At 64.6% G+C, this 23,497-nt stretch carries 21 protein-coding genes; 5 read left to right on the top strand and 16 right to left on the bottom strand.

Annotation, left to right across the window (positions count from 1 at the left end; genetic code table 11):
* Nucleotides 1-46: 46 nt before the first annotated feature.
* From HAP54_RS36810 to HAP54_RS36790, 5 genes are all read right to left on the bottom strand, one after another.
* Nucleotides 47-2,014 carry a non-ribosomal peptide synthetase gene (locus tag HAP54_RS36810; RefSeq protein ID WP_166295441.1) on the bottom strand — a complete coding sequence of 656 codons (1,968 nt, stop codon included), beginning with the start codon at nucleotides 2,012-2,014 and terminating at the stop codon, nucleotides 47-49.
* 50 nt (nucleotides 2,015-2,064) lie between these two features.
* Nucleotides 2,065-3,051, bottom strand: coding sequence for a thioesterase domain-containing protein (locus HAP54_RS36805; RefSeq protein ID WP_166295440.1), 987 nt, complete (start codon nucleotides 3,049-3,051; stop codon nucleotides 2,065-2,067).
* 57 nt (nucleotides 3,052-3,108) lie between these two features.
* Nucleotides 3,109-3,783, bottom strand: coding sequence for a 4'-phosphopantetheinyl transferase family protein (locus HAP54_RS36800; protein ID WP_248114398.1), 675 nt, complete (start codon nucleotides 3,781-3,783; stop codon nucleotides 3,109-3,111).
* A gap of 238 nt (nucleotides 3,784-4,021) precedes the next feature.
* A complete protein-coding gene (locus tag HAP54_RS36795; protein WP_166295438.1) occupies nucleotides 4,022-5,122 on the bottom strand; it encodes a S1/P1 nuclease in 1,101 nt (366 codons plus the stop codon).
* A 74-nt stretch (nucleotides 5,123-5,196) separates the two neighbouring features.
* On the bottom strand, nucleotides 5,197-6,003 hold the full coding sequence (locus HAP54_RS36790; RefSeq protein WP_166295436.1) for an enoyl-CoA hydratase/isomerase family protein: 807 nt from the start codon (nucleotides 6,001-6,003) through the stop codon (nucleotides 5,197-5,199).
* 74 nt (nucleotides 6,004-6,077) lie between these two features.
* Here HAP54_RS36790 and nthA point away from each other — a divergent pair, with 74 nt between their 5' ends.
* The 4 genes from nthA (at nucleotide 6,078) to HAP54_RS36770 (ending at nucleotide 8,420) form a co-directional block, all read left to right on the top strand.
* A complete protein-coding gene (gene nthA / locus HAP54_RS36785) occupies nucleotides 6,078-6,707 on the top strand; it encodes a nitrile hydratase subunit alpha (protein WP_166295434.1) in 630 nt (209 codons plus the stop codon).
* Nucleotides 6,704-7,363: a nitrile hydratase subunit beta gene (gene nthB, locus HAP54_RS36780; RefSeq protein ID WP_166295432.1), complete on the top strand. Its 660-nt coding sequence runs from the start codon at nucleotides 6,704-6,706 to the stop codon at nucleotides 7,361-7,363. Before nthA ends, nthB begins: the two co-directional genes overlap by 4 nt.
* Nucleotides 7,363-7,740 carry a nitrile hydratase accessory protein gene (locus HAP54_RS36775; protein ID WP_166295430.1) on the top strand — a complete coding sequence of 126 codons (378 nt, stop codon included), beginning with the start codon at nucleotides 7,363-7,365 and terminating at the stop codon, nucleotides 7,738-7,740. Before nthB ends, HAP54_RS36775 begins: the two co-directional genes overlap by 1 nt.
* Before the next feature lie 281 nt (nucleotides 7,741-8,021).
* Nucleotides 8,022-8,420 carry a RidA family protein gene (locus tag HAP54_RS36770; protein WP_166295428.1) on the top strand — a complete coding sequence of 133 codons (399 nt, stop codon included), beginning with the start codon at nucleotides 8,022-8,024 and terminating at the stop codon, nucleotides 8,418-8,420.
* Between the two features lie 27 nt (nucleotides 8,421-8,447).
* On the opposite strand, the gene queC is transcribed toward HAP54_RS36770, so the two are convergent.
* The gene (gene queC / locus HAP54_RS36765; RefSeq protein WP_166295426.1) at nucleotides 8,448-9,176 is read right to left on the bottom strand and encodes a 7-cyano-7-deazaguanine synthase QueC; all 729 of its coding nucleotides are present in this window, start codon (nucleotides 9,174-9,176) and stop codon (nucleotides 8,448-8,450) included.
* Between the two features lie 128 nt (nucleotides 9,177-9,304).
* On the opposite strand from queC, the gene mazG reads away from it, so the two are divergent.
* Nucleotides 9,305-10,150, top strand: a complete 846-nt coding sequence (mazG, locus tag HAP54_RS36760; protein ID WP_166295424.1) for a nucleoside triphosphate pyrophosphohydrolase — start codon at nucleotides 9,305-9,307, stop codon at nucleotides 10,148-10,150.
* 11 nt (nucleotides 10,151-10,161) lie between these two features.
* Here mazG and HAP54_RS36755 read toward each other — a convergent pair whose 3' ends face one another.
* The 10 genes from HAP54_RS36755 to dusB form a co-directional block, all read right to left on the bottom strand.
* Nucleotides 10,162-10,635: a GNAT family N-acetyltransferase gene (locus HAP54_RS36755; RefSeq protein ID WP_166295422.1), complete on the bottom strand. Its 474-nt coding sequence runs from the start codon at nucleotides 10,633-10,635 to the stop codon at nucleotides 10,162-10,164.
* Between the two features lie 81 nt (nucleotides 10,636-10,716).
* Complete coding sequence (gene mgtE, locus HAP54_RS36750; RefSeq protein WP_166295420.1) at nucleotides 10,717-12,087, bottom strand: magnesium transporter; 1,371 nt, start codon at nucleotides 12,085-12,087, stop codon at nucleotides 10,717-10,719.
* Nucleotides 12,088-12,241: 154 nt separating this feature from the next.
* Complete coding sequence (hflX, locus tag HAP54_RS36745; RefSeq protein WP_166295418.1) at nucleotides 12,242-13,624, bottom strand: GTPase HflX; 1,383 nt, start codon at nucleotides 13,622-13,624, stop codon at nucleotides 12,242-12,244.
* A gap of 11 nt (nucleotides 13,625-13,635) precedes the next feature.
* Nucleotides 13,636-13,884: an RNA chaperone Hfq gene (hfq, locus tag HAP54_RS36740; protein ID WP_006020546.1), complete on the bottom strand. Its 249-nt coding sequence runs from the start codon at nucleotides 13,882-13,884 to the stop codon at nucleotides 13,636-13,638.
* 374 nt (nucleotides 13,885-14,258) lie between these two features.
* Entirely contained in the window at nucleotides 14,259-15,629 is a 1,371-nt protein-coding gene (locus HAP54_RS36735; RefSeq protein ID WP_029084142.1) for a sigma-54-dependent transcriptional regulator, read from the bottom strand.
* 17 nt (nucleotides 15,630-15,646) lie between these two features.
* On the bottom strand, nucleotides 15,647-18,085 hold the full coding sequence (locus HAP54_RS36730; RefSeq protein WP_166295416.1) for a sensor histidine kinase NtrY-like: 2,439 nt from the start codon (nucleotides 18,083-18,085) through the stop codon (nucleotides 15,647-15,649).
* Nucleotides 18,086-18,318: 233 nt separating this feature from the next.
* On the bottom strand, nucleotides 18,319-19,653 hold the full coding sequence (locus HAP54_RS36725; RefSeq protein ID WP_166202952.1) for an IS1182 family transposase: 1,335 nt from the start codon (nucleotides 19,651-19,653) through the stop codon (nucleotides 18,319-18,321).
* A gap of 57 nt (nucleotides 19,654-19,710) precedes the next feature.
* Nucleotides 19,711-21,153, bottom strand: coding sequence for a nitrogen regulation protein NR(I) (gene ntrC, locus HAP54_RS36720; RefSeq protein WP_029084144.1), 1,443 nt, complete (start codon nucleotides 21,151-21,153; stop codon nucleotides 19,711-19,713).
* A 9-nt stretch (nucleotides 21,154-21,162) separates the two neighbouring features.
* Nucleotides 21,163-22,338, bottom strand: a complete 1,176-nt coding sequence (locus HAP54_RS36715; RefSeq protein ID WP_166295414.1) for a two-component system sensor histidine kinase NtrB — start codon at nucleotides 22,336-22,338, stop codon at nucleotides 21,163-21,165.
* The gene (dusB, locus tag HAP54_RS36710) at nucleotides 22,335-23,336 is read right to left on the bottom strand and encodes a tRNA dihydrouridine synthase DusB (RefSeq protein ID WP_166295412.1); all 1,002 of its coding nucleotides are present in this window, start codon (nucleotides 23,334-23,336) and stop codon (nucleotides 22,335-22,337) included. The genes HAP54_RS36715 and dusB overlap by 4 nt, the downstream gene beginning before the upstream one ends.
* Nucleotides 23,337-23,497: the final 161 nt, after the last annotated feature.

Here is a 23,497-nt window from a genome sequence, read left to right as displayed (position 1 = left end):
GAATCAGACCCGACCAGATTTGAACAGCGACTATCCAGACAAGCTCCTAGAGTTCGATTTCCTCTCGCGGTCCCGCCGAGGGTGCGGTGGCATCGGAATCGGCCAGCCAGCGCATTCCGTCGATCACTTCCGCAAGCTCGGCCAGTGTCGGGCGCTCGAACAGGTTGCGCAGCTGCACGTCGACGCCGAAGGTCTTTCGCATGCGCGCCACCGTCCGGACCACCAGCAGCGACTCGCCGCCCAGATCGAAGAAGTTGTCGTGGCGTCCGATCGACTTGACCTTCAGGAGATCGCACCACAGCGCGGCCAGCGTCTTCTCGGTCTCTGTCGATGGAGCGACGAATTCCTGCGCTGGCTGGATGTTTTCCGCCGTCGGCTCGGGAAGCGAGGCGCGGTCGACCTTGCCGTTGGGCGTGAGCGGCATCCGTTCGAGGCGAACATAGTGCGTCGGAATCATCGCCTCCAGCAGCTCTTCGGCGAGGTGAGCGCGCAGCTCCGCCACCGTCAGAGGTTTCGACGCGACATAGTAGGCCGCAAGTCGTGCCATGCCGCCTTCGGCCGCTGACGGTTCGATGACAGCGACGGCGCATTCCTGCACCTGCGGGTGCTTGAGAAGCCGCGCTTCGATCTCGCCCAGCTCGATACGCGCGCCGCCGACCTTCACCTGATGATCGGCGCGGCCGAGAAATTCCAGGCGCCCTTCCGGGCTCCAGCGGGCGAGATCGCCCGTCTTGTAGAGCCGCAGCTTCGAATATCCGTCTCGCGGATCGATGGCGGTGCGGAAGCGCTCGTCGGTCAGGTCAGGGCGATTGAAATAGCCTCTCGCCAGACCGTCGCCGGCAATGAACATCTCGCCGATGATGCCGGTGCCGGTGGGCTGATAGGTTTCGCTGAGGACGTAGATTCCCGCATTGGCGGCCGGCACGCCGATCGGCACCGACGCGGATTGATCCCGCTCGATGTCGAAACGGTGAATCATGCAGCCCACCGTGGCTTCGGTTGGTCCGTATTCATTGTAGATCTCGACCGGATGCGGGATGGCTTTCGTGATGTCGCGAGCCAACTCGGTCTTGAAGTCCTCGCCGCCCACGATGAACTTGCGAAGTCTTGTGGTCTCGAGATCGCGGTCGCGGATCATCGCGAGATGCGCCGGCGTCAGCTTCATGATGTCGACCGCATTGTCGTCGACCACCTTGAGCGCGACCATGTTCTGCACGCCGGGATCGCCAAGATAGACCACGATGCGGCCGCCGGTGATGAGCGGCGTGAAGAGCGTTGTGACGGTCAGGTCGAAGGCGAGAGATGAGAACAGCGGCCATGCGAGAGGTTCGCCGGAACTGTAGACCCGAGCGGCCCACCAGATGTAGTTCACCAGGCTCCGGTGCGCGATCTCGACGCCCTTCGGGGTGCCGGTCGAGCCGGAGGTGAAGATGATATAGGCGGTGCCGTCCGGCGTGGCAGCGGACGGCCGGGCTGAGTCCGGCTGATTCAAAATCGAGCCGAAATCGGCGTCGAGCACGAAAATATCGGCGAGATCGGGGGAAATGACGGATTGCAGGCGCGCTTGCGTGATCGCCACCGGCGCCCGCCCGTCGGTGCCGTTGGAGATGTCCTTCAGGATTGTTGCGATGCGCCCCTTCGGCGTCGCCGCATCCACCGGCACATAGGCTGCGCCGGACTTCAGCACGCCCAGGATCGCGACAACGACCTCAATGGAGTGTTCCATGAACACAACGGCAATCCGGCCCGGCGCCAGCCCGGTCGAGCTCAAATGCGCGGCCATCTGATTGGAGCGTTCGTCGAGCTGCCGGTAGGTCAGCGCTACATCGCCGAAGCGGATCGCTTCGGCGTCAGGGCTGCGCGTCACCTGGTCGCGAAAGAGATCGATGATCGTCCGGTCTGACGGGTAGTGCGCCGCCGTGGCGTTGTACTCGACAACCAGCGCCTGATGATCGGCATCCTTCTGCAGGGGAAGCGCTACGCCCTCCTCCACAATGGGCAGGACTTCATTCATGACTACGCTCCAATTGGGCAAATCAAATAATCAAATCACACGTCAATCGTTCAAATCTTGGCCTTGCGATAAAGCTCTGCGATGGCCGGCGCTTCGGGGTCCTCGAGCATGGAGGCTGCGTGACAGCCCTCGGGCCCAAAATAAAACTCGGCATTGGGCACCACGCGAAGCCATCGGCGCGGTCCCGCGCCCGATCGCAGCCAGGCCTTGTTCGGAAGGAATATGCAGACCCGACCCGAATACGGAGTGGGATCGTACCGCTGAAAAGCCGCGAGCGCCGTCGATTTGAGCCGAGCTCTGCTCGCCAGCACCGGATCTGTCGCGACCGGTTGTTTGCTTCCGAGGGCGCGGAAACGCTCGCGAACGCAGCTGCCGAAATATCGCAGACGAGCGCTGAATGTCGGCAGCTTCGCCATCTCTCGCAGCAACGCTTCGGCGGTTTCCCTGGCTGAGAAATACAGCCAACGCGGCAGTTCCTGATAGGTGGTGGGATGAAGCGGGCCAAACAGCGCAATGCATGGGACCTCTGCGCCGCGGCGTCCCAGGATTTTCGCCAGTTCGAAAGCTGTTGGAGCGCCGGAGCAATAACCGGCGATGATGTACGGACCGGTCGGCTGAAATTCGACGATCTGGCAGGCGAAGTCCTCGGCGATATCTTCGACGCGGTCCATCGGCTCGCTCTGCCCGTCGTAGCCGGTCGGTTGGAGTGCGTAGAAAGGTTGATCGCCGCCCAGGTGCTTCGACAGGTCCGAGAATGTGAAGGGGGCGCCGACATGGCCGGGCACGGCGTAAATCGGCGTGCGTGTGCCGCGCGACTGCAGGGGGATGATTGCAGGCTGCTGCGTGGCCGCTGCCGTGGCCATGTTCAGAAACGCGATGATCTCGCCCTTCCGGTCTTGCAACTGCCCGCGAAGCTCCGCCGTCAGTGCGCCCGCCGGAGCGTTGCAGCGCAGCCGGTCGCCTTCCACCCAGACCTTGATGTCCTTGACCGCCAGGTCTGCGAGAAGCTCCGAAAACTGCATCAAGTTCGCTGACATAGGGCCGTCCCGAATGAACTCCCGTGCAGTCCAATGGAATTCGCGGAGACACCTCGTTTAGTGCGTCGTGACATCGCGCGAACGCCAGTTCCGGATGACCACGCTCCCGATATACCCACTTCGAGGTACGAACCGTCGAACAAGCCAATCCTCTTCATCCCAGGAAATGGGCTGTCCCAGGCCGCACCCCAACGCCTTGGAGACAGCCTCCAGCTGGGTCCAACACCGGAAGAAGCCTTCCAGGCGGCCTTCCGGACCAAGGCCGGTGTAGGACCCGTACTCGGAGGCGGAAAAGCAGAGCGTTGCGATCTCGTCCGCTTCGGGCACAGGGACAACCGCCTCGATGTCCACCCCGACCTCTTGCGCGGTCGAGAGGGCGACGACTGCCACATCTTTGGATCGCGAGACGCTGAAGCGCAAATCGCGGGCGGGCATGCGGTGCGAGAGCTGAGGTTTGCCCAGCGCTCCATATTCGAACTCGACGACGGACGGCGCAATTCTCAGTCTGGAAGCGAGGACCCGGCGCAGCTGGCCGCGGGCAACAACAAAGCGGCGGCGGTCCCGCTCCAGCCTCAACCCCGCGGCGCGCCGACGCTCCTCGTCGTTGAGGCAAAAGCCTGTCGCGCCCACGATGTCCGGCTCAACATCGAGCGCGAAGGCCAGGACCTCCAAGCCATCACCCTCGAGAACCGGCATGATGATCCCGGATCTCAGCTCGACGGCCTTGTCCAAATAGCTCGGAGTCGGCACTGCTGGCTCCCTGCCCGCGCCGGAAGCCTGGCCAAAGTCGAGCTCAGGGCAGCAGTCAGACGTCATACCTGCATTCCGATCGCAGAAGCGCTCATGCGCACGAGTCTATCGCGTCCGACGACAGCAGCGCCGTTCGCGCGGATTTCCTTGATTAAGCAATCGCATAGGCGCGAAAGCAAGGAGCGCCGGTGGCTATTCGGATGTATGGATGGGCTACCCCTCACGGCCATATTGCATTCAGCAGTTCGGCCAACCTCGCTCCGCCCTTGGCGAGTTGCCGGCGCTTGATCGCGTCGGCGGCCTGCAGATAGTCCATGTGGCTGCCGAAATTGACGATCCATTTGGACGGCACCGGCGGCGACGTCGGGCCGAAGCTCAGGCCCTTGAACGCGACATGTGCGACCAGCAGCGTGTCGGTCGCCCAGGCCGCCGGCCAACCGTCCGGCGTACCCGGGCTCGCCGGGACCGCCTTCGCCGCGTCGATCAGTTCACCCGTCGCGGCATCGCCGAGGTCGGTCGGGATGTCGTCCCATTCATGGTGCAGGTTGATGGTCTGGAACGGGACCGCGACGCCATCCTGGATCGCATTGCCGCCGATCGTATCGCTCCCGGGATCGACCTGGTGACTAACGTCCGGGTCGACCGGCTGGCCGTTGGGATCGAGATAGACCGAGCCGACATGCAGCGGCTGGTGCAGGTCGCCGATCAGATGCGCGAGCAGCAGCAGCGCCTCCTTCTTGTCCTTGATCGAGAACGGGAACGGCGGCGGGATCGGCTTGTCCTGAAGTACTGCGATGGCGGCGCTGATCGCCGCGACCAGATCGTGCGGATTGGTCCCCTGCAAGCTGCGGTCGAAGGCGCTGCGCTGGATCGCGACATCGACGAAATGGAAGGTGTTGTGACAACCGCGCTCGAAGCCGTCGGGCTTGTAGGAACAGGTCGACCAGTTGCCGGCGACATAATCCACCATGCGCGCCCTCTCCCGCGCCGAGTTGAACGGCGTGCAGGGCACCTCGTAGTCGAGATGTTCGGGGTCGACCTCGTAATGAAACCGGCCGTCGTCGTGCCGGGCGACGCTCTTCACGCAATCCAGCCAGGGTCCGGACTTGCGCAGGTCGATGCCATGCGTATCGCCCTCGTTGAGGAGTTGCTGGACCTTCGCCTTCGCGGCGGGCTTGAGCAATTGGTCGGCGATCGCACCGACGACGCGATGGCCCTCATAGCCCCAGGCCGACGCCGCGGTCGGGTGAAGCGCAATGGCGGCAAGCCAGCCCAACAAGGCGCCCAGGAACCAGCCCGATGCAACGACCGTTCTCGACATCGCGCGACCTCGCAATTGTGCCAAACTTCCTGTGGTTGTCCGATACTGGCGCAACAATCGTAAGACAATGCGCGTCAGCGCCCCCTGAAGCGTGGGGGCCGCCGCCCGAGGAACGCCGCGACGCCCTCCTTGTGGTCTTCGGTCAGGCTCGCCATCGCGAACTGGTCGAGATCCATGTGGCTGGCGAGATCGTCGAGCGCATGCGCCAGCCGGTTGACCGTCAGCTTGGTCATCGCCACCGAAATCGGCGGCTGGGCGGCGACCTTGGCCGCGAGCGCCATCGCGGCGTCATAGGATTTGCCGGGATCGGCCACCTGCTCCACCAGGCCCCATTCATAGGCCTCGTCGGCCGAGATGCGGTCATCGGCCAGGATCACCGCCTGCTTGGTGCGCGCCGGGCCCATCAGATGCAGCATGCGCGGCACGCTCTGCCAGCTCATGTTCATGCCGAGCGCAATCTCCGGCACGCGCAGATGCGCATCGCGCGCCATGACGCGGAAATCCAGCGCGACCGCGAGCGCCACACCTCCGCCGACGCAGAAGCCCTCGATCGCGCCGATCGTGACCTGCTCCATGTCCTGCCAGGCGCGCGTCAACCGCGGCCCGAGCTTGAGGTGCCGGTGCAGCGTGCCCATGTCCATGGTCTGGCGCGAACGTCCTTCGGGGTCCTTCAGGTCGAAGCCGGCGCTGAACGATTTGGCGCCGCCGGTCAGCACGACCACCGAGGTTCCGCCGTCGTCCTCAAAACTGCGCGCGGCATCGGTCAGCTGCCGCAGCGCTTCCGGCGACAGCGCGTTGATACCGTCGCCGCGGTCGAACCGCACCACCGCGATGCGGCCCTCCGGTCCAAGGCCCTTCTCGATCGTCACATCATCAACCACGCATACCTCCCTGCTCGCATTGTTGTGTACTGCTTGCCTCGACATAGCACGCCCGTTTCGCCTATTCTGTGGGCATGAGCGAACATGATCACCACCACCACGATCACGACCATTCCGACCTGTCGGAGACCGAACTGCGCGTCCGCGCGCTGGAATCGATCCTGACCGAGAAGGGCTATGTCGAGCCGGCCGCACTCGATGCCATCGTGCAGGCCTATGAGACAAAGATCGGCCCGCATAACGGCGCCCGGGTCGTCGCCAAGGCCTGGACCGATCCCGCCTTCAGGAAGGCGCTGCTCGAGGACGCCACCAAGGCGGTCGGCACCCTCGGCCATGTCAGCCGGGTCGGCGACCATCTGGTCGCGATCGAGAACACGCCTGGCCGTCACAACATGGTCGTCTGCACATTGTGCTCCTGTTACCCCTGGGAAATGCTTGGGCTGCCGCCGGTCTGGTACAAGGCCTCGCCGTATCGCTCGCGCGCGGTCAAGGATCCGCGCGGCGTGCTCGCCGATTTCGGCGTCAGCCTGCCGAAGGACATCGAGATTCGGGTGTGGGATTCGACCGCGGAGACGCGCTTCCTCGTGCTGCCGATGCGGCCCGCAGGCACCGAGGGCTGGAGCGAGGAACAGCTCGCCGAACTCGTGACGCGGGATTCCATGATCGGCACGGGATTCCCGAAAACGCCGGGAGCCCCGTCGTGAACGGCGTCCACGACATGGGCGGCATGGACGGGTTCGGCAAGGTCGAGCCCGAGCCGAACGAGCCGATGTTCCATGAAGAATGGGAATCGCGGGTGCTCGCGATGGTCCGCGCGATGGGTGCGGCCGGCGCCTTCAACATCGACGCATCGCGCTTCTATCGCGAAACCCTGCCCCCGCAGGTCTATCTTTCGAGCTCCTATTACAGGAAATGGCTGCTCGGGCTCGAAGCCCTGCTGCTCGCCAAGGGCTTCATCTCGGAGGACGACGTCGCCGCCGGACATTCCGTCGCGCCGGCGAAGCCGCTCAAGCACGGCAAGTTCTCGATGGCCGATGTCGAGCGCATCATGGTGCGCGGCAAGTTCGGCCGCGCGGCACCGGGGGCCGCGAAGTTCAAGGCCGGCGATCGGGTGCGGGCGAAGAACATCCATCCCGCCACCCACACGCGGCTGCCGCGCTATGTGCGCGGTCATGTCGGGGTAGTCGAACGCGATCATGGCTGTCACGTGTTTCCCGATACGGTGGCGAACGATGCCGGCGAGCATCCGCAATGGCTGTACACCGTCGTGTTCGATGGACGCGAGCTGTGGGGAGCGGACTCCGATCCGACCCTCAAGGTGTCGATCGACGCGTTCGAGCCGTATCTGGAGGCGGTGTGATGGATACGACCGCCGCAGCCCGCGCCACCAGCGCCGTATCCAGCATTCCCCGCGACCAGGACGGTCCGGTGTTCCGCTCGCCCTGGGAAGCCCAGGCGTTTGCGATGGCATTGAGCCTGCATGACCGCGGCGTATTCACCTGGAGCGAATGGGCCGCAGCGCTCGCCGATCAGATCAAGCGCGCACAGGCCGCCGGCGATCCCGACACCGGGGAGACCTATTACCAGCATTGGCTGGCGACGCTCGAACACCTCGTCGCCGCCAAGGGCGTCACGACACCAGAGACCCTGCACCGCTACCGCGACGCCTGGGACCGCGCCGCCGACCGCACCCCGCACGGCAAGCCGATCGCGCTGACGCCGGCGGATTTTGAGTAGCGGCGTACTCCCCTCGTTGTCATTTGCACGCTCGAACAGCTTGTTCGGTGTCATCACCCGCGCATGCTGGTGATCCAGTATTCCAGAGGCACCTGTGCTTGAACCGAGAGGCCGCGGCGTACTGGATCGCCCGGTCGAGCCGGGCGATGACAGATGAGGTGAGGACGCATTCTCGCGACATGATTTGTCCGAGCTTTGCTCTTGGTTCCGCACGACGAAGACTGGCTTCCGAAGCCGCGAATTGGTCGCTATATCCGAGTGCCCAGATGCGAGGCAGAGCGATGAAATCACGCGTTCAGACGTTTACGCCGCCGAACACGCCCACTCCGATCGGGCCGTATCATCACATTGCCAAGGTTGGAGACCAGATTTGGATTGGAGGAACCGCCGGAGTCGATCCTGCAACCGACGCCTTGGCGGGACCGGACGTCGGTGCTCAGACGCGGCAGATCCTGAAATCGTTCGCCGTGATGCTCGCGGCGGCGGGTTCCGACCTGGACCATGTGACTCACGTCAACATCTTCCTTCGCGAGATGTCCGACTTTGACGCGATGAATTCGGCCTATGTGGAGATGATGGGAGATCACCGGCCCGCCCGCACAGTGATCGCGGTTCGCGAGCTGCCCAAGCCCGGCGTCTTGCTCACGATGAATCTCACCGCGGTGACCAGGCAGCCGTGATCTGGCCGAGCGTACGACCCCGGCAACTCAGTGATCGGGGCGATCGCCTCGCGCCACATACCCCCGCCAGCCCTTGGCGCGCAGGCTGCACGCCGGGCATTCGCCGCAGCCATAGCCCCAATCGTGCTGCGCGCCGCGTTCGCCGAGATAGCAGGTGTGCGAGTGCTCGCGGATCAGGTCGACCAGCCCTGCCCCGCCGAGTTCGTGCGCGAGCCGCCAGGTGGCGGCCTTGTCGAGCCACATCAGCGGCGTATGCAGCTCGAAATCCCTGGCCATGCCGAGGTTGAGCGCGGACTGCAGCGCCTTGATGGTCTCGTCGCGGCAATCCGGATAGCCGGAATAGTCGGTCTCGCACATGCCGCCGATGATGTGGCGGACGCCGCGGCGATAGGCCAGCGCCGCGGCGAAGGTGAGGAACACGAGGTTGCGGCCAGGCACGAAAGTGTTCGGCAGCCCGTCCGCGCCCATCTCGATCGCAACGTCGCGGGTCAGCGCGGTGTCGGAAATCTCCGACAGCGTCGGGATATCGAGCGTATGGCTGTCGCCGAGCTTCGCCGCCCAGTCCGGCCGCATCTGCCTGATCCCCGCCAGCAGGCGGTCGCGGCAGTCGAGTTCGATTGCGTGGCGCTGGCCGTAGGAGAAGCCAAGCATTTCGACGCGCGCAAAGCGCGACAGGGCCCAGGCCAGACAGGTGGTGGAATCCTGGCCGCCGGAAAACAGCACCAGGGCGGTGTCGGAATTGTTCTGATCGCTCATGGAACGCGATTTAGCACCTGATGATGCCGCGGCCAATCCGTGGACAGCGCCGTGTTTCCGGCGTGTTTTGCTGGGATCGGCAGAGCCGATTTGGCATAAAGCCATACCCCCTCAGAGTGCGGTGCCCGATGACCCCTTCCCGCGACATTTCCCGCCTGATCGAGATCATGGCTGCGCTGCGCACGCCGGTGACGGGGTGCCCATGGGACCTCGAGCAGGATTTTGCGACGATTGCGCCCTACACGATCGAGGAGGCCTATGAGGTCGCGGATGCGATCACGCGCGGCGATTTCGACGATTTGCGCGAGGAGCTCGGCGACCTCCTGCTGCAGGTGGTCTATCACGCCCGGATGGCGGAGGAGCAGAACGCCTTCGCGTTCGGCGATGTGGTCGAGGCGATCACCAGGAAGATGATCCGCCGTCATCCGCACGTCTTTGCCGACAAGGACGGCAATATCCAGCCCGCCGGCGTCAAGAGCGCCTGGGAGCGCATCAAGGCCGAGGAGAAGGCCGAACGCGCCGCCCGGCGGCCGCCGGAAGAGACCGCGCACAAATCGCTGCTCGCAAGCGTGAAGGCGGGCCTCCCTGCCCTGACCCGGGCGATGGAGTTGCAGCGCAAGGCATCTACCGTCGGCTTCGACTGGAACGACCCGCGCGCCGTGCTGGCCAAGATCCGCGAGGAGGCCGACGAGATCGAGGCCGCACTCGACGGCAAGGACAAGGAGGAGCTCGCAGCAGAGACCGGCGATCTGATGTTCGCCGTCGTCAACCTCGCCCGCCACGTCGACGCCGATCCGGAAACGGCGCTGCGGGCGACCAACGCCAAATTCGAGCGGCGGTTTGCCTATATCGAGAAGGCGCTGGCGGCGAAGGGCCGCTCGCTCGATGGCGCGTCGCTGGAGGAGATGGACGCGTTGTGGAACGAGGCGAAGGCCGCTGTTGTCCTTGCGAAGGCGGGAACTCAGACCGCTTGATCGTCGGTCGATCAAGCGGGCGGAATCGCAAATGCGAACATCGTCAGTTGTACATCGGGGGAGAATACGAACGGTGTGGCGCCGATCTTGTTGGCGCCAAGGCGGGCGTAAAAGTCGACCGAGGTCGGGCTCGAATTTATCAGGATCACGTTTCCTGCCATCTTTCGCGAGAGCTCGACTGCTGTCGCAAAAAGCCGTGTGCCGATGCCCCTTCGCGAATGGTCCGGATCGACGAATATGCCTTCCAGAAGGATCAGGCCGCCAATTCCAGTGGGCCTCAACGACACGTAGCCGGATGGAACGCCGGTTTCGCTCTCGGCCACAATGACCAATCCGGCGGCGATGAGCGCGAGGTTGACTTTGAGCCCAGGCATGAAGCGGACGATAGCTTCATCGTCGAAGCCGTCGTTCTTTGTCGCACGTACTGCGATTTGCGTTAGCTCCGCAGCCTCATCTACATGTGCAGGCCTAACGCGATCCGTCATGGTTTGCTCCCATCTCAGATATCATCTGAGATGGTCGGAGCGGGTCAAGTTGCAAGGGGGTGCCGCGATGGCGTCCCTCGCCTACAACAGCGTCCCGCGCAAAATGACGGCCGCCACGCCGAAATAGATCACGAGCCCGGTGACGTCGACCAGCGTCGCGACGAACGGCGCCGACGCGCTGGCGGGGTCAAAACCGATGCGCTTGAGGATGAATGGCAGCATCGATCCGCACAGCGAGCCGAAGGTGACGATGCCGACCAGCGCGGCGCCGACGGTCGCGGCCACCAGCACCCAATGCGGGCCGTAGTCGAACAGACCGAGCGTCTGCCAGAGCGTGATCCTGACGATGCCGATCACGCCGAGGATGGCGCCGAGCACAATACCGGTCGGCAGTTCGCGCACGGCGACACGCCACCAGTCGCGCAGCCGCACCTCGTGCAACGCCAGCGAGCGGATCAGGAGCGATGTTGCCTGTGAGCCGGAATTGCCACCGGAGCTCATGATCAGCGGGATGAACAGCGTCAGAACGATAGCCTTCTCGAGTTCGGTCTGGTACGACTGCATCGCCGTCGCGGTCAGCATTTCCGAGAGGAACAGCGCGCACAGCCAGCCGGCGCGCTTCTTGATCATCTCGCCAAAACCGATCCGCAAATACGGCTCGTCGATCGCTTCCATGCCGCCGAACTTCTGGGCGTCCTCGGTGGATTCCTCGACGATCGCGTCGATGACGTCGTCGACCGTGACAATGCCGAGGATGTGGCCGGGACCGTCGACGACCGCGACCGCGAGCAGATCGTAGCGCGAGATCAGCCGCGCCGCTTCCATTCGGTCGGCTTCGGGGGCGATCATCAGCGGCTTTCGCGCCGGCGCTGCGGTGAGCACGTTGGCGTGCGGATCGGCCGAGATCAGGCGGCGCAGCGGCACGGCCTGGATCAGGGTCTTCTTGACCGGGTCGGTCACGAAGATCGAGTAGACGGTCTCGCGGGTGCGCTCGACCATCCGGATGTGATGCAGAACCTCGGCGATGGTCCAGTTCGAGGGCACGCTGACGAATTCGGTCGTCATGATGCTGCCGGCGCTGCGCTCCGGATAGGCCAGCAGCCCCGAGATGACGTTGCGGGTTTCCGGGTTGAGGCCGTTCAACAGCGTGGTGCGCAGCGGCTCGACCAGTTCCTTGAAGATGTCGGCGGCGCGGTCATCGGAGACGCCGGACAGCAGCGCTACCGCGGTGTCCTGCGGCAGCTCGGCCAGGATCTCGCAGGTGTTGTCGAGCCCGGGCAGGTCGAGCACCTCGATCGCCTTCTCGGCCGGCAGCGATCGCAGCAGCGTTGCTGCATCAGCCGGCTCCCGGGCGTTGAGGGCATCGACGATCTCGGGGGCCCGCGCATGGGCGAGATCGCCGTTCTGGCCGGCGAGCGTCTCTTTGGTGATGGTTTCGCTGGTGTCCTGCATCGATCGGCCTCGGCTTTGCGTCCCGCAGCGCAATGAACCAAGGCGGCGCGGATTTCAAACAGAAAGTGCGACCGCCCGTCGCAGGCGCACCGGAGTGAGGCCCCGTCACGGTGCCGTCATATTTCAGATGATTGCGGGGTCCCGGATTGGCGGCTTACGCCTCGTGGGGCACCGCGGCGAACCGGCTCACGACGATGTCGCGCTTGGTCTCGTCGACCCGCACCGTCATGTCGAAGCGCTCGCCATTGAGCTCCTTGTTCAGGACCTCGGCATTGCGGTGCAGCCAGCTGATGCCGGCGCCGTCGGAGGCGTCGATCGAAAGCTGCAGCGTCGCGCGCTTGGCCGCGAGGCGGTCCTCGATGGCCGTCAGCAGCGCGTCGATGCCCTCGCCCGTCACGGCGGAGACCAGGAAGCACGGCCGTTCCGGCGGACGGCGCGCGGCGATGTTGCGCAAATTGTCCCGCTCCTCGGGATCGAAGCGGTCGATCTTGTTCCAGACCTCGATGATGCGCTGGCCGCCATCGGCGTCGGGATCGATCCCGAGCTGGCGCAGCACGCCCTCGACATCGCGCTCCTGCGCTTCGGCATCTTCATGCGAGATGTCGCGGACGTGCAGGATGATGTCGGCCTCCAGCACCTCCTCCAGCGTGGCGCGGAACGCGGCCACCAGCTGGGTCGGCAGATTGGAGATAAAGCCGACCGTATCCGACAGCATCGCGTTTCCGCCATGCGGCAGGTTGAGCGCGCGCAAGGTGGGATCGAGCGTCGCAAACAGCATGTCGGCGGCTTGCACGTCGGCCCGCGTCAGGCGGTTGAACAGCGTCGATTTGCCCGCATTGGTGTAGCCGACGAGCGCCACCACGCGGTACGGCACGCGCTGGCGGCCGGCGCGATGCAGTCGCCGCGTCCCCTGCACCTTCTTCAGCTCGTTCTCAAGCCGCGTGATGCGGTCGCCGATCAGGCGGCGATCGGCCTCGATCTGGGTTTCGCCGGGACCGCCCATGAAGCCGAAGCCGCCGCGCTGGCGCTCGAGATGGGTCCAAGAGCGCACCAGACGGCTGCGCTGGTAGTTGAGATGGGCGAGCTCGACCTGCAGCGCGCCTTCCTTGGTCTTGGCGCGGCGGCCGAAGATTTCCAGGATCAGGCCGGTGCGGTCGAGCACCTTGGTGCTCCAGGCCTTCTCGAGATTGCGCTGCTGGATCGGCGACAGCGCGCAATCCATCACCACGAGCTCGACCTTGTCGCTGGCGACGAGGCCGTTGATCTCCTCGACCTTGCCCTTGCCGAGATAGGTCGCGGGCCGGATCTGGCTGATCGGCGCGACGACGGATTCCACCACGGTGAGGTCGATCGCGCCGGCGAGGCCGACGGCTTCCTCGATCCGCGCTTCGTAGTCGCGGACAGAGGAATCCGTTTGCGCATCGCCGTCGCCACGGCGCATGCGCAGGTACGGGCCGATGACGATCACCCGCCCGGTGCTAACGTCCCCCGCCGACCGCGGACGGTCGGCGCCCCCTTCACGATTGAAGGGTTCCAATCAGTTCACTCTCAAGCCGGTGCGTCCTCGCCACCCTCGAACAGCTGAATCGGAGCGCCGGGCATGATGGTCGAGATCGCATGCTTGTAGACCAGCTGCGAGTGACCGTCGCGCCGCAGCAGCAAACAGAAATTGTCGAACCAGGTGACAATGCCCTGCAGCTTTACTCCGTTGACCAGAAAGATCGTCAGTGGCGTTTTTGTCTTACGAACGTGATTAAGGAAGGTGTCTTGTAGATTTTGTGCGCGGTCTGCCGCCATTGTTTTTGTCCCGCAAGCTTGTGCTTCTTTTTATTGAACCGGTTGCTGCTCTCTGACGGAGCCTCCTCCGGCTGCCCACCTGCCCTGAGATCCCCCTCCGGCAGGCATAGCAGGTAGGATTAGAGGCTACGCGCGGTTTTTAGGCAAGCCAGTTCGCGCAGCAGTCGGTAGGAACACGGTGGCAATTCTAAGAAAGTGCAGGGAAAGAGACGAATATTCTCGCGGGGAGTGGATAAATCCCCGCTTGCAGCGGCCTCATTCTCGCCTCGCCCATCATCCCGACCCGACCGCGAGGGCCGGGCACCGCTCTGGCGGGTGACCGCCGGGGTTTTGCTTCAAGCTGCCGGCCGATGGCCCGACCCAGCGCGCCAGGGTCAGCCGACCCCGAGCGCCTTCAGCTTGCGATGCAGCGCCGAGCGCTCCATGCCGACGAACTCCGCGGTGCGCGAGATATTGCCGGAGAAGCGGCTGATCTGGGCGATCAGATAGTCGCGCTCGAACACCTCGCGGGCCTCGCGCAGCGGCAGGCCCATGATGTGCTCGCCATTGTTGGAGGTCGGCATCGCCGGCACCATCGAGCCGACGTCCTGCGGCAGCATGTCGGCGGTGATGATCGCCTCCGGCCCGCCGCCGGCCAGGATCATCACCCGCTCGACGTTGTTGCGGAGCTGGCGGACATTGCCCGGCCAGACATGCGACTGCAGCACCGCCATCGCATCCTGCCCGATCTGCCGTTTCGGCAGGCCTGTGGCGGCCGAGATCTGGTCCATGAAATAGTCGATCAACTCGGGGATGTCCTCGCGGCGCTCCGACAGCGGCGGCACGCGGATCGGCACCACCGAGAGGCGATGGTAGAGATCCTCGCGGAAACGGCCCGCGGCGATCTCCTCCTCCAGATTGCGCGCGGTCGAGGAGATGATGCGGACGTCGACATGCACCTTGCTGGTGCCGCCCTGGCGCTGGAAGGTCTGATCGACCAGCACGCGCAGGATCTTGTTCTGGGTCTCGCGCGGCATGTCCGCGATCTCGTCGATGAACAGCGTGCCGCCATGCGCTTCCTCGAGCGCGCCGGCCTTGCGCTGCTGCTCGCCGTTCGATCCCTCGAAGCCGAACAGCTCGATCTCCATCCGCTCCGGTGTGATCGCCGCCGCATTGATCACCACGAACGGCCCCTCGGCGCGCCCGGAGGCATGGTGCAGCGTGCGCGCGGCGAGCTCCTTGCCGGCGCCGGAGGGACCGACGATCAGGATGCGGCTGTTGGCCTTCGCGGCGCGGTCGATGGTCTGGCGCAGCTGGTTCATGCAAGCGGAGCGGCCGGTCAGGACGCTGGCCGCCGGAGCCAGTTGCTTGAGCTCCTTGACCTCGCGCTTGAGCCGGGAAGTCTCCAGCGCCCGGGTCGCGACCAGGATCAGCCGGTCCGACTTGAACGGCTTCTCGATGAAGTCATAGGCGCCGCGCTTGATCGCGGCGACGGCGGTTTCGATGTTGCCGTGGCCGGAGATCATCACGACCGGCAGGTCGGCATTGTCCTTCTTGATCTGCTCGAGCAGCTGCAGGCCGTCGAGCTTGGAGCCCTGCAGCCAGATGTCGAGGAAGACCAGGTTCGGGCGGCGGTTGGCGATCTCGGCAAGCGCCGAATCGCTGTCGCGCGCGGTGCGCGTGGAAAACCCCTCATCGTCCAGAATACCCGCAACGAGGTCGCGAATGTCTGCTTCGTCGTCGACAATCAGAATGTCACTGGCCATGGGTTACACCTGTCTTGTCAGTAGCCCGTCGCGGCTTTGATTTTTGGCTGTTGCGCATTTGGTTCTTGGATTGGCTGTTCGATCGGCTTTTGGATTTTTGCTTCATTGTTGGTCGCCTCTGCCGGGCCGCTGGTCGGCTCTTGCGGCGGATTTTTTTCACTGCTGGGGTCGGTTGATTCCGGTTTGACGTCCGGACTTTGTTCCTTGGTCTCGGGCTTCGTCTCGGGCTTGGCCGCCTGGCCCGTGACGGCAAAGCGCAGCCGCATCCAGGCGCCGCGCTGGCCCTCGCGGAAGTCGGAGGCGTCCTTGAGCTCGATCCGGCCGCCATGGTCCTCCAGGACGCGGCCGACGATCGCAAGCCCGAGGCCGGTGCCCTTCGCCCGGGTCGTGACATAGGGCTCGAGCAGGCGCGCACGGGCGACCTTGGGCAGGCCGATGCCGTTGTCGATGACGTCGATCAGGATGTCGTCGTTCTCCTGCTGCGCCACGACGTCGATCCGGCCCTTGCCGAGCTCCTCTCGTGGCACCTGCTCGATCGCTTCGGTGGCGTTCTTGATGATGTTGGTCAGCGCCTGCGAGATCAGGCGGCGATCGAACTGCGCGGGCAGCGGCGATTGCTTGATGTCGGCCTCGATGTCGAGATCGGGATGGGCGACCTTCATCAGGAACACGGCCTGGCGCACCACGTCGGCGACGTCCTCGCCTTCCATCACCGGCTTCGGCATCCGCGCAAAGCGCGAGAATTCGTCGACCATGCGCCTGATGTCGTCGACCTGGCGCACGATGGTGTCGGTGCACTGCTCGAAGATCGACTTGTCCTTCGGCTCGGTGATGGTCTTGCCGAACTTGCGCCGGATGCGCTCGGCGGAGAGCTGGATCGGGGTCAGCGGGTTCTTGATCTCGTGGGCGATGCGGCGGGCGACGTCGCCCCAGGCCGAGGTGCGCTGCGCCGACACCAGCTCGGTGATGTCGTCGAGCGTGATGACGTAGCTGTCGCGCGACTGGCTGGTCTGCTCGGCGGATATCCGCACCGACAGATTGCGCTCATGGCCGTCGCGATTGATCGTGACCTGCCCCTGCACCAGCCGCTGGGTGCCCTCGCGCGCGGTCTTCATCATCTCGTCGAGCTCGGCCAGCACGTCCGACAGCGGATGATCGAGTGTCTCGGACTCGGCGTGCCCGATCAGCTTCTCGGCCGAGCGGTTGAGGATGCCGACGCTGCCGGAGGCGTCGACGCCGATGATGCCGGCGCTGGCCGAGGACAGCACGGCCTCGATGAAGCGGCGGCGGCTGTCGATGGTTTCGCTGGCATTGACCAGTTCGTCGCGCTGGGTGCGCAGCTCCTGCGTCATGTTGTTGAAGGTCTGGCCGAGCTTGGCGAGATCGCCCTCGGATTTGGACACCGGCACCTGCACGTGCAGGTCGCCAGTCGAGACCTGGTTCGCCGCACTCATGATGTTGCGGATCGGCTCAACCAGTCCGTTGGCGAAATTCAATCCGATCAGCACCGAGGCCATCAAGATGGTCAGCGCGATCACCGCGAACATCAGCGCGAAGTTGACCTGGATGCCGAGCCGGCGCGATTCGATCTCGGCGTATTCCGCGACACTTGCCTGGGTCTGCTTGAGTTGAGCAACCACGGCTGGATCGAGCAGACGGGCGACGTAGAGGAAGGTGTCGTCGAGGCCCTTGAGACGGACTACGGAGGCGACGTAGCTCTCCGGGAATACCGAGATTTCGGGGTCGGTATCGCTGACCTTGCTCAGGAAATCCGGCGGCGGCAGCGCATAGTTCAGGCTCACCCCGGTCTCGGCGCTCTCTAGGATCTTGCCGTCCTTGTCCATCATCACCGCGACCGGCAGGTTGCGTGAGGCCGCGGCTGCCGTCAGGAACTCGCGAAACGACAGCCGATCCTGATCATAGAGCGGCGTCATGCGCGCGCGAGAGATGTCGCTGGCCATCCCCAGGATGTCGCCACGAATAAGCTGGGCGTGCTCCTGCATATAGGCGCTGGCAATGGTCAGCGAGTTTTGGATCACCTGTTTCGTGGGGCCCGAAAACAGCCGATCGAGGCCGCGGTCGAGCGTCAGATTGGCGACGATGGCGACCAGGACCGCCGGCAGCACCGCGATGATCGAGAACAGGCCGACGACTTGCACATGAAGCCGCGCCGCCGCCCTGCCCCGCCGCCGGGCCTGGAGCACCTTCCAGACCTCGCGCGAAATGATCCCGATCAGCAGCAGGATCGAAGCCGCGTTGATCAGCAGGAACGAGTAGACGATCTCCTTGGTGGCATCGATCGGCGTCATGCCGGTCAGCACCACGAAGGTCAGCAGCGCCGAGAACAGCGCCGTGACCGCCGCGAACGGCGCCAGCCACCTCCGCAAGGGAAAACCCTTGGGCTCGGCCGCCGGGGACGCGTCTAACGTAGTAGCGGTGGTCTCTGCGCTGGTCATACCGGCAATTGAGCTGAAGGCCTTCGCCCGCGGGAATTGCGAACTGATGCAATCATATCACAATGTTGCCGAATTGCGACATTTCCGCGGCGCAAACCGCGGTGCGGCGCCGTGTCCTCAACACCTTTTGTGACTACTCAGTAAAGGCGGCGGGAGCAGCGCCCCGCCGCCGTCAGCCTAGGAGCCCGTCCAGATATGTTTTCGTGACGGGCATTTGTTGTAGAGTAGCAGGCTCAGGCTGCGTTTGCGAGGTTGAACAGCTTGAGGAGGTTATGGACGGTGCAGATCATTGTCCACTCGGCGCGCACTTTCTCGATGCCCCGCAACAGGAACTGGCGGAAGCCTCTTGCCTGTTTGATCTGCCCGAACACCGGCTCCACCACTTGCTTTCGCAATCGGTAGGGTGTTTCGAAGCCGCCATCGTCGATCTTCTTTCGCATGGCCTGTGTCAGCGGGCCGCCGACTTTTCCGTTCGCTACTGTCGGGTGCTTGGCGCGTCCGGGCGCGACATAGCCATCGATGCTGCGTGTGTCGAGCGCTTCGAGATTGGCTTCGCTGCAGTAGCCGGAATCCGCTGAGGCCTGCCGCGGCTTGCGGCCAAGATTGCTCTCGATGGCCTCGATCAGGGGCACCAACTGGCCCTGATCGCTGCCGTGCTGGGTCAGTTCTTGCGCGACAATGATCTGGGCATGTGCATCGACGGCCGCCTGGGCATTATAGGCCTGAACGAAGCCATCCTTCGACTTCATGATGCGGCTTTCCGGATCGGTGAAGTTGCGTTGCGCCTTGGGATTGGGTTCCTCCGATGGCAGCGCCGCCGGTTTGCCCGGCTTCTTGCGGCCTTCGGCCTGGCGCTGCTGTTCCTTTTCGGCCTCGATGCGGCGCTCTTCCTCCGCCGCCAGTTTGGCGTCCGCTTCCAGCGCCGCCATCGCTTGCTGGATCTTCGCCAGCCGTTTCTGCTTGTCGACGGTCCAGTCCGGCAGTTCGTCGCTGTTGCCGAAAGTCTCATCCTCCGAGGCATCCGCCGCCTCGGCGGCCGCCAGCATGCGAGCGACCTCGGCCTTCAATTCCGCCTCGCGCTTCTTCATGCGCTCATAACTCATCGCCTTGTGTTTCGACGCGTTCGCCTTGATCTTCGTACCATCCAGCGCGACATGACCGAGCTTGACCAGCCCGGCCGTCTCGCACAACTTCAGAACCTGCACGAATAGCGCGCCGAGCGCCTTCAAATGTCGCTTGCGAAAGTCGCTGATCGTCCGAAAATCCGGCGCATCCAGCGCCACGATCATCACAAAATCGTTCCGCTCCCGGCAGGCCTTGGCAATCCGACGCGACGAATACAGCCCACTCGCATAGCTATGCAGCAGCAGCGCCACCATCATCCGCGGATCAAACGGCGGCTGCCCAAGCCCGCTCACATAGCTGCCCATGATCTCCCTGAGATCGAGGCTCTCCCGCACCAGATCAACCATAAACCGCGAGACATGGCCTTTCGGCACGAAGTCCTGCACATTCGGCGGCAGAAGCAGCGTCTGATCGATGTTCCAAGGCCGAAAATACTTGCTCATCGCCCAATGTTGAATCAGACCCGACCAGATTTGAACAGCGACTATCCAGACAAGCTCCTAGCCGCCGCTGCGGTAGACTTGGATATCGAGGTCGCGGATCTTCTTGCGCAGCGTGTTGCGGTTCAAGCCGAGCAGATCGGCGGCCCGGATCTGGTTGCCGCGGGTCGCCGCCAGCGCCGCGGTCAGCAGCGGAATCTCGATCTCCTTGAGGATGCGATGGTAGAGGCCCGGCGGCGGCACGCCGTTCGGGAAGCCGGAGAAATGCGAGGACAGATAGGCCTCAACCGCGCCGCCGAGATTGTCGACGCCGACGGTTGCCGTGCTGCCCGAGGTGACCGCCGGCGGCGCCAGCTCGCCGTCAATCACGGAGGCGGTGATGACGTCCTGTGGATAGAGCGCGGCAAGCCGGCGGGCGAGGTTTTCCAGCTCGCGGACGTTGCCCGGCCAGCGGTGCTGCTTGAGCCGCTCCAACGCCTGGGTGTCGAGCTTCTTCGGCGGCAGGCCGTCCTTCTCGGCGAGCGAGAAGAAGTGCCGGATCAGGTCCGGCAGGTCCTCGATGCGCTCGCGCAGCGGCGGCAGCCGCAGCGGCACCACGTTGAGGCGGAAGAACAGATCTTCGCGGAACAGCCCCTGCTGGATCAGGATGCGCAAGTCCTTGTTCGAGGCGGCGACGATGCGGACGTCGGTCTTGATCGGGGTGCGGCCGCCGACGGTGGTGTATTCGCCCTGCTGCAGCACGCGGAGCAGACGGGTCTGCGCCTCCATCGGCATGTCGCCGATCTCGTCGAGGAACAGCGTGCCGCCCTCGGCCTGCTCGAAGCGGCCGGAGGCGCGGGTGTTGGCGCCGGTGAACGCGCCGCGCTCGTGGCCGAACAATTCGGACTCGATGAGGTCGCGCGGGATCGCCGCCATGTTGACCGCGACGAACGGGCCGTTGCGGCGCCTTCCGTAGTCGTGCAGCGCGCGGGCGACCAGCTCCTTGCCGGTGCCGGATTCACCCGAGATCATCACGGTGAGGTCGGTCTGCATCAGCCGCGCCAGCACGCGGTAGATTTCCTGCATCGCCGGCGAACGGCCGACCAGCGGGATCGAGTCGAACTCGCCGTCATCGGCGGGGCTCGAGACCCGCTCCTTCGGCTCGGCCAGCGCGCGGCCGACGATGGTGATCAGCTCCTTCAGGTCGAACGGCTTTGGCAGATATTCGTAGGCGCCACGCTCGGAGGCGCGGATCGCGGTCATGAAGGTGTTCTGCGCGCTCATCACGATGACCGGCAGGTTCGGCCGCATCTTCTTGATCCGCGGCAGCAGATCGAACGCATTCTCGTCGGGCATCACCACGTCGGTGATGACGAGGTCGCCCTCGCCCTGGCTGACCCAGCGCCACAGCGTGGCGGCGTTGCCGGTCAGGCGCACCTCATAGCCGGCGCGCGACAGCGCCTGGTTCAGGACGGTCCGGATGGCGGTGTCGTCGTCAGCGACAAGTATGCTACCTGCGGGCATTGTTGTTCCTCATCGTGCGTCCTGAGAGGCAGGCGACGGCGTACCCGGAACGTCATCGCGGTTGCTTTGGTCGTGGTGCTTGGCGGCGCTGTACATCGGCATCAGCACGCGGAAAGTGGTCTTGCGCGGCTGCGACTCGCATTCGATGATGCCGCCGTGATCGCCGACGATCTTGGCGACCAGCGCGAGGCCGAGCCCGCTGCCGGTCTGCTTGGTGGTGACGAAGGGATCGAACAGGTTCGGCAGCAAATCTTCCGGCACGCCTGAGCCGTTGTCCTTGACGCAGAATTCGAGCGGCAGCGAGACCCGCGATTTCTTGCCGGGCACCGACAGCCGCACGCCCGGCCGGAACGCCGTGGTGAGCTGGATTTCCGCGTCGGTGCCGAGATCGGCGACCGCTTCGGCCGCATTCTTCACCAGATTCAGGAACACCTGGATCAGCTGGTCCTGGTTGGCCAGCACCGGCGGCAGCGACGGATCGTAATCCTCGATGAAACGGACGTTGCGGGCAAAGCCTGACTGCGCCAGCCGCTTCACATGGTCGAGCACGGAATGGATGTTGACCGGGCCGCGCGCCACCGGGCGGTCGTCGCCGAACACTTCCATGCGGTCGACCAGCGTGACGATGCGGTCGGCTTCGTCGCAGATCAGCCGCGTCAGCAATCGGTCCTCGGAGGAGGCCTGCTGCTCGAGGAGTTGCGCGGCGCCGCGGATGCCCGACAGCGGGTTCTTGATCTCATGGGCGAGCATCGCGGCCAGCGCGATCACCGAACGCGCCGCGCTGCGATGGGTCAGCTGGCGGTCCATCTTGTCGGCGATGGTGCGCTCCTGCAGCATCACCACGATATGCCCGGGACGCTCGGTCAGCGGCGCGACATGGAGGTCGACCTGGCGGTCGCCGCCGATCCGCGGCGTGCCGAGATCGACCTTGTATTCGTTGACCGGCGAGCCGTTGGTCCGCACCTGCTCGATCAGCGCGAGCAGCGGGCTGCCGAACGGCACCAGCTCCTTCAGCGACTGCCGGCGCAGGAACTGCGTGGAGATCTCGAAGAAGGATTCGGCGGCGATGTTGGCGTCGACGATGCGCCCGTCGGGTGCGACCAGCAGCACCGGATTGGGCAGCGCATTGAGGATGGCCTCGCCATCGGTGGGCACGGGCCGGCGAAATTCCATGGCTGACGTCATGCGGCAGCACTCCAGGCAAAATCGTCGTAGGCTTGCTCGAGCGAGCGGTGCACGCTGGACGGCTCCTCAGAGGTCAGGATGGCCTGCCGCCAGGTCTTCAAGGTTGCCGCGGGGGCGCAGCTGTAAGCCGCCGCGGTCTCGAGCGCCCAGCCGAGATGCTTGCGCGCATGCCTGAGGCCGACACGCAGGCCGTAATGGCTGCAGACCTCGTCATAGAGCGCGCGGATATGCTTGAGCTGCTCCGCGAGCGACGGCGCGGCCTCAGGGATCCCGCCCTCCAGGCGGCGGCCGATCTGGCCCGGCAGCCAGGGCTGGCCCTGCGCGCCGCGGCCGATCATGACGGCGTCGGCGCCCGACTTCTCCAGCGCGCCGACGGCCTTGTCGAACGAGGTGATGTCGCCGTTGACCACGACCGGGATCGTGACGGCATTCTTGACCACGCGCACGGCATTCCAGTTCGCCTCGCCCTTGTAGAACTGGCAGCGGGTGCGGCCATGCACGGTGATCATCTGCACGCCCGATGCCTCGGCGCGGCGCGCCAGTTCGGGCGCATTGAGCGAGCGATCGTCCCAGCCGAGCCGCATCTTCAGCGTCACCGGCACCTTGACGGCAGCGATGGTCGCGTCGATCAGCGTGACCGCGTGGTCCAGGTCGCGCATCAGGGCCGAGCCGGACTGGCCGCCGGTCACGTGACGCGCCGGGCAGCCCATGTTGATGTCGATGATGTCGGCACCGGCGCCTTCGGCAATCCGCGCGCCCTCCGCCATCCAACGGGTCTCGCAACCCGCAAGCTGGACCACATGCGGTCCAATTCCGGCTGCCTCGCAGCGCAGCTTCGAGATCGGCTTGCCGTTCACCAGATCGTCGCTTGCCGTCATCTCCGAGACCACCAGGCCGGCGCCCAAGCGGGCGGCGAGTCGCCGAAAGGGCGCGTCGGTGATGCCGGACATGGGCGCGAGGAGAACCCGGTTGGCGACAGCAATGTCGCCTATCTTCAATGGGTTACAAGCAGTACTTTGTACGCCGGTCACAGCCGTCTCGTCGTTCTGTCAGCCACGTCATTGCAGCGGACGCTGTTCATTTTGCGCACAATTCTTGTGCAGTCAAGGCTCGTGCCCACGGTTTAGACAGTTCTACCACCAGCGCAAGTGCACCGCAA

The sequence above is a fragment of the Bradyrhizobium sp. 2S1 genome (assembly GCF_011516625.5).
GTDB classification, from domain to species: domain Bacteria; phylum Pseudomonadota; class Alphaproteobacteria; order Rhizobiales; family Xanthobacteraceae; genus Bradyrhizobium; species Bradyrhizobium septentrionale.
Note: the sequence above shows the minus strand (reverse complement) of the source record. Positions and strands in the feature narration are given on the sequence as shown.